The organism is Fimbriimonadaceae bacterium, from assembly GCA_019638775.1.
In the GTDB taxonomy this organism is placed as follows: Bacteria; Armatimonadota; Fimbriimonadia; order Fimbriimonadales; family Fimbriimonadaceae; genus JAHBTD01.
Map to the genome: position 1 here is coordinate 1 of JAHBTD010000042.1, position 8,616 is coordinate 8,616.

11 protein-coding genes and 1 tRNA gene are annotated in these 8,616 nt (G+C 57.9%); 8 read left to right on the forward strand and 4 right to left on the reverse strand.

Features of this window, described 5'->3' with window-relative positions:
- The first annotated feature begins 137 nt into the window (after positions 1–137).
- The 4 genes from KF784_18870 (at position 138) to KF784_18885 (ending at position 3,135) form a co-directional block, all read left to right on the forward strand.
- Entirely contained in the window at positions 138–1,406 is a 1,269-nt protein-coding gene (locus KF784_18870; GenBank protein MBX3121129.1) for a hypothetical protein, read from the forward strand.
- The gene (locus KF784_18875) at positions 1,403–1,678 is read left to right on the forward strand and encodes a DUF2523 domain-containing protein (protein MBX3121130.1); all 276 of its coding nucleotides are present in this window, start codon (positions 1,403–1,405) and stop codon (positions 1,676–1,678) included. The genes KF784_18870 and KF784_18875 overlap by 4 nt, the downstream gene beginning before the upstream one ends.
- A 79-nt stretch (positions 1,679–1,757) precedes the next feature.
- The gene (locus KF784_18880; protein MBX3121131.1) at positions 1,758–2,762 is read left to right on the forward strand and encodes a hypothetical protein; all 1,005 of its coding nucleotides are present in this window, start codon (positions 1,758–1,760) and stop codon (positions 2,760–2,762) included.
- A 160-nt stretch (positions 2,763–2,922) separates the two neighbouring features.
- Complete coding sequence (locus KF784_18885; protein MBX3121132.1) at positions 2,923–3,135, forward strand: hypothetical protein; 213 nt, start codon at positions 2,923–2,925, stop codon at positions 3,133–3,135.
- A 216-nt stretch (positions 3,136–3,351) separates the two neighbouring features.
- Here KF784_18885 and KF784_18890 read toward each other — a convergent pair whose 3' ends face one another.
- On the reverse strand, positions 3,352–3,855 hold the full coding sequence (locus tag KF784_18890) for a JAB domain-containing protein (protein ID MBX3121133.1): 504 nt from the start codon (positions 3,853–3,855) through the stop codon (positions 3,352–3,354).
- 268 nt (positions 3,856–4,123) lie between these two features.
- Here KF784_18890 and KF784_18895 point away from each other — a divergent pair, with 268 nt between their 5' ends.
- The 3 genes from KF784_18895 (at position 4,124) to KF784_18905 (ending at position 5,612) form a co-directional block, all read left to right on the forward strand.
- A complete protein-coding gene (locus tag KF784_18895; GenBank protein MBX3121134.1) occupies positions 4,124–4,342 on the forward strand; it encodes a helix-turn-helix domain-containing protein in 219 nt (72 codons plus the stop codon).
- A 47-nt stretch (positions 4,343–4,389) separates the two neighbouring features.
- Entirely contained in the window at positions 4,390–5,508 is a 1,119-nt protein-coding gene (locus KF784_18900) for a site-specific integrase (GenBank protein MBX3121135.1), read from the forward strand.
- A gap of 27 nt (positions 5,509–5,535) precedes the next feature.
- A tRNA-Arg gene (locus tag KF784_18905) sits at positions 5,536–5,612 on the forward strand.
- 5 nt (positions 5,613–5,617) lie between these two features.
- Here KF784_18905 and KF784_18910 read toward each other — a convergent pair.
- From KF784_18910 to KF784_18920, 3 genes are read right to left on the reverse strand one after another with little or no spacing between them, the layout of a single operon-like run.
- Positions 5,618–6,682, reverse strand: a complete 1,065-nt coding sequence (locus KF784_18910; protein MBX3121136.1) for a tyrosine-type recombinase/integrase — start codon at positions 6,680–6,682, stop codon at positions 5,618–5,620.
- Positions 6,669–6,977 (reverse strand): helix-turn-helix domain-containing protein, encoded by a 309-nt coding sequence (locus tag KF784_18915; protein MBX3121137.1) that lies wholly within the window; start codon positions 6,975–6,977, stop codon positions 6,669–6,671. The genes KF784_18910 and KF784_18915 overlap by 14 nt, the downstream gene beginning before the upstream one ends.
- A gap of 11 nt (positions 6,978–6,988) precedes the next feature.
- Entirely contained in the window at positions 6,989–7,993 is a 1,005-nt protein-coding gene (locus KF784_18920; GenBank protein ID MBX3121138.1) for a replication initiation factor domain-containing protein, read from the reverse strand.
- A 330-nt stretch (positions 7,994–8,323) separates the two neighbouring features.
- Here KF784_18920 and KF784_18925 point away from each other — a divergent pair, with 330 nt between their 5' ends.
- Complete coding sequence (locus KF784_18925; GenBank protein MBX3121139.1) at positions 8,324–8,518, forward strand: hypothetical protein; 195 nt, start codon at positions 8,324–8,326, stop codon at positions 8,516–8,518.
- Positions 8,519–8,616: the final 98 nt, after the last annotated feature.

An 8,616-nucleotide genomic window follows, 5' to 3' on the forward strand; every position in this document is an offset into this window, starting at 1 on the left:
AGGCCGCGTGTTCTTCGATTTGTCTGGATTGGAAGTCCTGAAGTAACGGCAGGAGGAGGAAGGCCAGTGGATCTCACCATTCTACTCGTGGCGGTCTTGTTGCTGGCCTTCCTCGCCGGTCTCGGAGTGGGACGATTGTGAAACTGTTCTCATTAACCAGTTACCTCACCCTCATCTGGGGTCTCTTGGTCTCCTTCTGTGTGACACCCGGTGAATCACTTGCCCAAACCGCGACGCAGTATTCGCGGGTCGTGGCGCAGGCTGAACGAATTGCCTATCTGGCCGCGCAACGGTCGGCCTTGGCGAATCAGGTGGCCACCGCTGCACTCGCGCCTTCGGCTGCCTCGATGGCCGTCCGCATGGTGGCAGGCCCGGTGGGATGGGCTGCGCTCGGCGTGAGTGCGGGCCTCGTCCTGGCCCAGATGTATTATTCGCAATCCGATCTCTCAGCGGTCAAAACGGCGGCCTCCACACCAGGCGGCTGGCAAGTCGCCAGCACGAATGCGGGCGTGCAGACGTTCCCAGGTCTCGGCACGAACACGCCGGGCAATCCGGCCTATCCCAATGCGACCATTCAATTCAGCGCGACCAATGTCCCGCTCTGTGCCGTGGATACCGAGTATCAGCACGATTGGGTGGTGGGACCGTTTCAGAGCCTCAGTACCGCCGTCTTCTTTCCCGGCAACTTCTTTGTGAATGGGCCTGCAGTGGGCGGCTTCAACTTGTATGTCTGCCATCGCACTGGCATTCCCGGTTCGACCTCACCCATTCAAGACGCGTTGATTCCGCCCACGCAGCAGCAGATCGCGAACTTCGTCGGGGGCCTTCCGGCCAGCGATCCAAAGTCCGTCGAGGCTCACACCAATCCGGTCGGCACCACCGGTACGACCCAGCCAGCCGATACCACCATCTCCCAAGCGGTCACACCGACCGAGATGCCAACAACCGTGAAGCCGAAGCCCGTACCTGCCGGCGATATTGTCGTGGTGGATACGGTTCCGCCTCCGGCGAGTACACCGCAACAAAACACGCAGCAGCAGACGACAACCACAACCACCACGACAACACAGAATCTCGACGGCTCGACGACACAGCATGAAGAGACCCAAGCGACCACCTCTTGCGCGGTGGGGTCTCATGAAAACCGGACCTTCGGCACAGTTTTGCAAGCGCATCAGACCATCTGGGCCAGCAGTGGCCTGCTCGGGACGCTGAATCTCTTGAAGTCGCTTACGTGGCCCTCGACCTTGCCGGTGATTGCCTTGCCGTCGGCCTTCTTTGGCAGTCAGCAGGTTGATTTCAATCAATGGGCCTGGTTCTTCACGGTCCTTCGAACATTGGTCATTGCCACGGCCTCCATTGCCGCCTACCGCATTATTTTTGTCGGAGGAGGCCAGACGACATGACGGCCATTCTCACCCTCATCTATTGCTGGTTGCAGGAGTTCTTCTTCTCGCTCACGGATTGGGGACTCGGGATCTGGGATTCCCTGCTCTCCGTGGCGGACAGCACGCTCGCCACCATCGGGACGGCAGGCCTCACCCTGCCGGTGATTCCGGATCAGTATGCGTGGGTGCTGGGCGCGACGGGCATGAGTCAGGCGCTGGCCATCGTGGCGAGCGCCATGGGGACGCGCTTCATTCTTCAAACCATCCCGTTCGTCCGGTGGGGATCATGAACCAGCTCGTGATGGGGTGGGCCTATGCCTGGACGGTGATCTTGGCGTTGTGGATTTGGGTGTATCTGAGGAGTCTTCGATGATCGAACTGTATGAAGGGGTGCCAGGCTCAGGCAAATCGTATCACGCGATCTGCGAGAAGTTCCTGCCCTGGGTGAAGCAGGGCCGGCGGCTCTATATCGCCGTCGATGGCATCTATCTGGATCGGTTGTCACTCTTTACCGGCATTGATCTCTCCGTGCTCGAACAACAAATCACGATCTGGAAAGACTCCGTCGAAGTCCTCCAGGCCTTTCCCCATGTTGAACCCGGTTCAGCCGTCATCATCGATGAAGCGCAGACCGTCTTTCGATCCATGCAAAAGGTCGAACCAGGGCTGCTGCGCTGGCTCGAAACCCATCGTCATTACGGCGTGGACATTCTCCTGATGAGCCAGGATTTCCGGCAGATGTCGCAAGGCGTCACCCGATTGATCGAAGCCACGGTGAAGTTCAGAAAGCTAGCCTTTGTGGGCCTGTCGAAAAAGTATCAAGGCAAGGTGCGCGGGAACCCCGAAGACAACGAGGTGATCCGGGCCTTTGTCGGGACCTATTCGCCGGCGGTCTATGCCTACTATTCGAGTTATGCCTCGGCGGCGATTCGGGAAGAGAAACGCAGTCATACCGTCTTCAAGTCGGCTCGGGTGGCGATCGGCATTGCCGCAGGGTTGTTTGCCATTGGTCTCATGGTCTGGCGTCCCTGGTCTTCGCTGAGTGCAAGCAAGCCAGCCCCTGCCGCTGGGTCAGCGGTTCTCCCTACCACCATCGGCGCCCCGGTCTCCGGTTCGGCAAGTCTGTTGAACCCCTTGGGAATGTCTCCGCCAGCCCCCGCGACTCCGCCCTTTCCAAAGCGACCCGTCCGAATTCTCGGCGGCGCCGGGATGAGTAAGGATCGTCAAGGCTGGCGGTATCTCTTGGACAGCGGCGAGATCCTGACGGCGGCGCAGATTACCGGGCGGTATGGGCTGTCGGTCTCGGAAGTCTATGAAGACGGTTCGATGCGGCTCATTGGTGAAGGAGTGTTCTATGGACCTGCCGGCGATTGAGGCGATGGCCTATTTCACGGCGATCTTCTGGCTCGGCGGCTTCGCCGTGGGCCTCATTATCAAACTAATTCTGCCTCAGAGTCACTGAGGCGCTCGTCCGCCGGCGAGTCTTCCGGCGGCGTGGGTGGACGGAACCACTAACAGCACAAGGAGGTGCCGTATGAAGGGATGGGGTTGGGGGAAAGGGCTCGGGGGCCTGCTCATGGCGCTCGTGTTCGCCTTGGGCGTCCCGGACCTGTCGTTTGCGCAGTTGTTTCCGGTGTCGGCGGATGTGGCCACGGTGCGGGCCGATCTGCTCTTGTGGGCCACGGCCTTGATTGGCGTGGCGCTGGCGATCTACGCCTTTAAGCGCGTTCGCGCGATTGTGGGCTAAGAAGGCCCATCGAGGCAGGCTGGCAGCAGCCTGCCTCATTTTTTCGCATGACATGACAGCAGAAACAGGGTGACGACAAAGGAGTTCGAGGATGACGGCGCAACAAATTCAAACCATCGGCAATGCGTTGGCTGCCGACCTGGTCGCGTGGGGGACGGCCGCGATCGGGCTCGCACTCGTGGCGGCCGGGGCCGCTTGGGTGTTGCGGCTCCTCCGCTAAGCGCCGGGCCAGCCTTGGTCAGCAAAGCTGTAGTAGCGTTCCTCAGCGAGAATCAGATGATCGAGGAGCGTAATCCCAAAGAGTTCGCCAGCCTCGCGCAGCCTCTTGGTCAGGGCGCGGTCTTCGGGGCTCGGCGTGATGTCACTGGAGGGGTGATTGTGGGCGCAGATCCAGGCACCGGCATTCATCAGGATCAGGGGCTTGAAGACCTCGCGAGGATGGACGATGGTCAGATTAAGCGAACCGGTGGACACGATATTGATCCCGATGAGTCCATGCTTCGCGTCCAGGCCACAGATCAGGAACTGTTCTCTGTCCAGACCGGCAAACAAAGGCCTGAGGATCGCCGCAGCGCCTTCCGAGGTGTGCACCGATTCCGCCGCCGGAATGGCACGGCCCTCGCGCACGAGGGTCACACGGTATCGAGGCACTCCGTAGCGCGATTTCGGGTTCAGTGGCCGTACACCGTTCGAGGAACCGAGAGAGCTATCAACGGACATGTCCGCCTCTTTCTGAAATTATGTTCTAGCCCCACCCTTCACCAACCAAGGGTGGGGCGTAACGAAGGCGGCGGCACGGGGCTCTCGCAGGAAGCAGGCCTGGACAACCGGAGAGCGGGAAGGCCTGTCCCCTGCTCCCCAGCCACGGGGCGCACCATCTGGGAGTGGAATCTTTATCCCAGATCTTCAGGTGTGCCGAAACGGTCCAGGAATGAACGGGACAGATTCCGCTGGGATTGCATGAAACAAAATGTTTCCAGGAGTGATCATGAGCAGGCTTTTGACAATGGATGAAGCATCGGAGTATCTAGGCATATCAAAACTGACCCTCTACGGTTGGGTGTCAGCACGAAAGCTGGGTTTCGTGAAGGTGGGGCGTCTCGTGAAATTCAAGCAGCAGGACCTCGACAAGTGGATCGATCAACACACTGTGAAGGCACGAGTCGAGACGCAGAAGCTCCTCGATGGTCGCTCGATTCACGGATAGCAGAGAACATCCTCTAAGCGGCTTCGTATAAAGCGAGAGGGCGTAAAATGGGATTGACGAAACGACCCGATAGCTATTATGTCGCGTTCCGAGTCCTTACCTCCGAAGATGGTAAAACCCTTCGCCTTGCCCCCGGTGTGCCTGGCGCGAGACTCAAGCGCTGGAAAGTGGGAACTCTCAACAAAACAGCCGCCCGCGATATGGAAGCGGCCATCAAGACCAACCTTCTCCTTGGGAAAGTAGTCACTGAAGAAGCCAGGCCCCTGTTGTTCAGTGAGTGGGCGAAACAGTACCTCAATCTGGAGGAAGTGAAAGGTTTACGCACTTATCGCGACCGCGCGGAACGAGTCATGGGTCAGCTGGTGCCGTTTTTTGGTCGAAAGATTGTGAGCGAAATCAAGCCGCAGGACATTGAGATTTACCGCGCCAAGCGACTGAGGAAGAATGGCAAACCCGCCAGCCTGCAAACTGTGAACAATGACCATACCGCCTTGAAGCACTGCCTCAATGTTGCTGTCAGACGTGGGATTTTGCTAAGCAATCCTGCGGCCAAGGTGCCTATGCCTAACCCGCAGAACGAGCGGGACAGGGTACTGAGTGAGGATGAGTGGGCGCGACTCTACCAGGCATCGAAGCCACATCTTCGCCCAATCCTCCTCCTTGCCTACCAACTGGGGCAGCGATTCAGTGAGATTATTGAACTGACATGGGACCGAGTAGATTTGAGACGAGGTTTCATCCTCTTGCGGGCAGCAGACACCAAAACCAAGACGCGCCGGGAAGTTCCCCTAACCCCAGGGGTAAGGGCCACGCTTCAACAGCTGGCCAAAGTGCGGAGACTTGAGACTAGCCGAGTGTTCCTGTACAAGGGCAAGCCAATTCAGAGGATCTCCAGAGCTTTCAAGTCGGCCTTAAGAGGCGCAGGACTTCAAGACTTTCGTTTCCATGACCTTCGGCACTGCGCGTCAACCAACCTTCGGCGGGCCGGGGTAGATACGGCCACGGCAATGAAGATCATCGGTCACAAGTCTGAGAAGATGTGGAAGCGCTACAACGCGATTGAAGAGCGAGACTTGACGCAGGCAGCTGCGAAATTGGATAAGTATCTTCAAGCGACTGAGGCGGACACTGTAATGACACTTGCCGATTCCTCAGCCGCGCAGTAGAGTATCAAGTCATTGAAAAAAAAGAATGCCCCCGTAGCTCAGTTGGATAGAGCAGCGGTTTCCTAAACCGCGGGTCGCACGTTCAATTCGTGTCGGGGGCACCAATTTTTCAACACGTTAGCGAAACCTGCTCTGGCCGAATCGCCGCTTGTGCTAAATTTGTGCTAAACGTCCTTCCCGCATCGAAAATCGCCACCCCATCCCGCAAACTTTCCGGATAATGATGCGCATACCGCTGCGTCATCATCGGTGATTTGTGCCCGAGAATCCGCTGGACCTTGTACAAGTCCACACCCGCCTGCACCATGCGTGTCGCACAGGTATGGCGCAGATCATGGAACCGGAAATCCGACACCTGTCCGTGCTTCAGCGCCAACCGAAAACTCCGACGTAGGTTGGGAGCATCTAAGGGTGTGCCTGCCGCGCTCGTAAACACTAACTCCGAATCAACACGCCGGCCACGAGCTTGAAGGGCTTGCACCAGCGTATGACTGAGCGGAATCGTCCGCCGCTCCCCGTTCTTCGATTTAAACACCGTGGCTGTCCGTCGAGTGAGGTCCACGCCTGCCCAGGTGAGATTGAGAATTTCTCCACATCGCATCCCGGTATGGATCGCGAACACGATCACTTCCTGTAACCACGGTGCTGAAGCCGCAAGGAGCCGTCGTTCCTCCTCACATGTCAGCCATCGATCCCGCGTGTTGTTCTCCCGTTCCATGGACACCCGGCACACCGGATTGTCCTTCGTCCATTCCCATTCGCGACAGGCCAGATTGAAGGCCTTCTTCATGAGCGCTAATTCGCGATTGATCGTGGCCGGTGTGACCCCATCCGCGTACCGTTTGTTCTTATAGGCGACGATCATTTTGGGTGTCACGTGCTCCAACTTGGGATTACCAAAATGCGCGGTCAGATTCGTGACCATGTTCACATATCGACGGTAGCCCGACCGTCGGCTGGCATGCTCGCGCAAATAACGATCCATCAACTCCCCGAATGTCCTGGCTTCCTCTTTCGGCTTGTCAAAGTACTTGCCTTCCACAATCTGCACTCTGACTTTGCTTAAGATAGCTTCGGCCAACTTTTTGTCCGAGGTTTCGGTCGATCGCCGCACTTGCCGCCCTTGAAAGGTAAATGACATCCACCAGATATTGTTCCGTTTAACGAGCCCCATGCTGCTCCTCCTTCGTGCGTGGGCTCGGTGTGATGGTTTCCCCGTGGCGAGTATAGACCTCAGATTTGGCCGCTTCAATGAGGTGGTCTACGTCACCCTCTTTATACCGGGGCAGGCGGTGAGGCCTCATATTCGACGTAGAAGAAAAGCTGTTCAGCCAGGTCTGGATCGCCTCAGGGTCAAAGCGGACGAGGCCATGAATACGGCGGCACGGGATTTTATTCTCAGAAACCCAGAGATACAGTGTGGACGGCTTGATGTTGAGCCACGCCGACAGCTCTTTGACGGTGAGCATGTGCAGTCCCCCTAGCATGGGCTGCCCGCGTGACCGCCGGCAGACCGGTGAAACCGAGTAGGTTGTTTGAGCAAACTCCGGTGTCGGTCCTTCCACCTGGAGATGCCCCTGACAATTTCTTCCAGTAGCCATTCTTCCCCTCCAGGGGTGGCACAAATGACCGCCAACATCGGCGTCAGGGTGTCGCTCACCCATCGTTTCACATTCTGCAGGGTCTGCACCTGCTGTTCCTGGGCTAATCGCCCCTTCTGAAATCCCTCCGTCAGGAGGGCATACCACTCCAAGACTGGAGCCCGGTACCGTTCTTCATCTTCGGCATCCTTCGGAATCTGCCGGAAATCCACATACGAGCGAAGCAAGCCGATGACCAACTCCTTCCAATCGGCTTCGTCTAACGTGGCCAATGCTCTCGCGCACTGATCGGCGCGATCCTTCTTCAATTCCAATTCCCAGCGAGTCCCATACTCCTGCCAGTTCTCTTGTCCTTTGCTCTGGAGTTCGAGTCGTTTGTCGTAAATTCGCAACAGGGTCTGACTCTGCGGACTGCCGAAGTACAGGGTCTCACCCGTCGTCGCTCCGGTGCCATGCGTCAGGTTGGAGACGATATGCCGGACTTGTGCGGCACGCGTCACACATTGGCCTGCCGAGACCGCTTCTTTGATGGTCGAGACCGGCACCGTGCCCGTCCGATCATCCAGCGCACAATCAATGCGTGTGACATGGCCTTGTTGGGCATGGACCCACTTGAGCAGGTTGCGGATTTGATCCAGCGTCAGGGCGGACGCGAGGCCGCCCGAGAGATCTACATGGATTTCATTCGGACGCCGAGGCGCATTCGTGCCCAGTTTGCCGACCCCGCGCAGGCCATCTGCCCGCATCCAGGATAAGGGATACCCTCGGAAGCCACCCTTGGCCTTACTCCAATCGCCGCCGAGGACCTTCATGGTCTCTTGGGGATTGCTTGCCAGGACGGTAAAGGCCAGCCAATCAATGGTTAGTGTGAAGCTCGACTCCATGGACTCTATCGAACTCCTGTACGGAGCGCTGTAGGTAGCGCCCCCGTGTTACCAAGACGGGGGCCATTCCGCTCCGCCCCGCAGCCTCTCGGCATGCGGCGCGGACCGGCTTTGCCTCCCGGCCACGGACAACGATGTTGCTGTGTGACGCGCTCCGACTCGGACATTTGCACCTTCTTGTGAGCCCTGCTCTAGTTCGTCTCACCCTAGGCGAATCACCGGACTGAATCAAAGGCCCCGGAAGAGGTCACTAGGGGACACGAGGGGACAGCAGAGGACAGATTGTGTGACAGCTCAGACGCAAAAGGAAGTGAGCATAAGGAGGCGTATGTGCGCGTTCGTGCGCTCAGAGCGGCTATTGTGCGCATCGTTCAGAGCCAGAACATCGAGCAAACAAAAATCGGCTCGTTTTTGCTACCTGCGCGAAAAAAAGTTTGGAAGGCATTACGCGCCTTCTGGGATGGGTCAGAGGAGAGCGAAGCCGTGAAGTCAGCTCATCGTAAGGAAGCAGGATCGCTTGGTTAGGCTGACCGTTTCCAGCTTTCGACGATGAGGCCAGGAATGCGCTGGAAGTGCGCGAGGTTGTTCGTAATCAAAGGACGCTGCGCGTCCAAGGCGGTAGC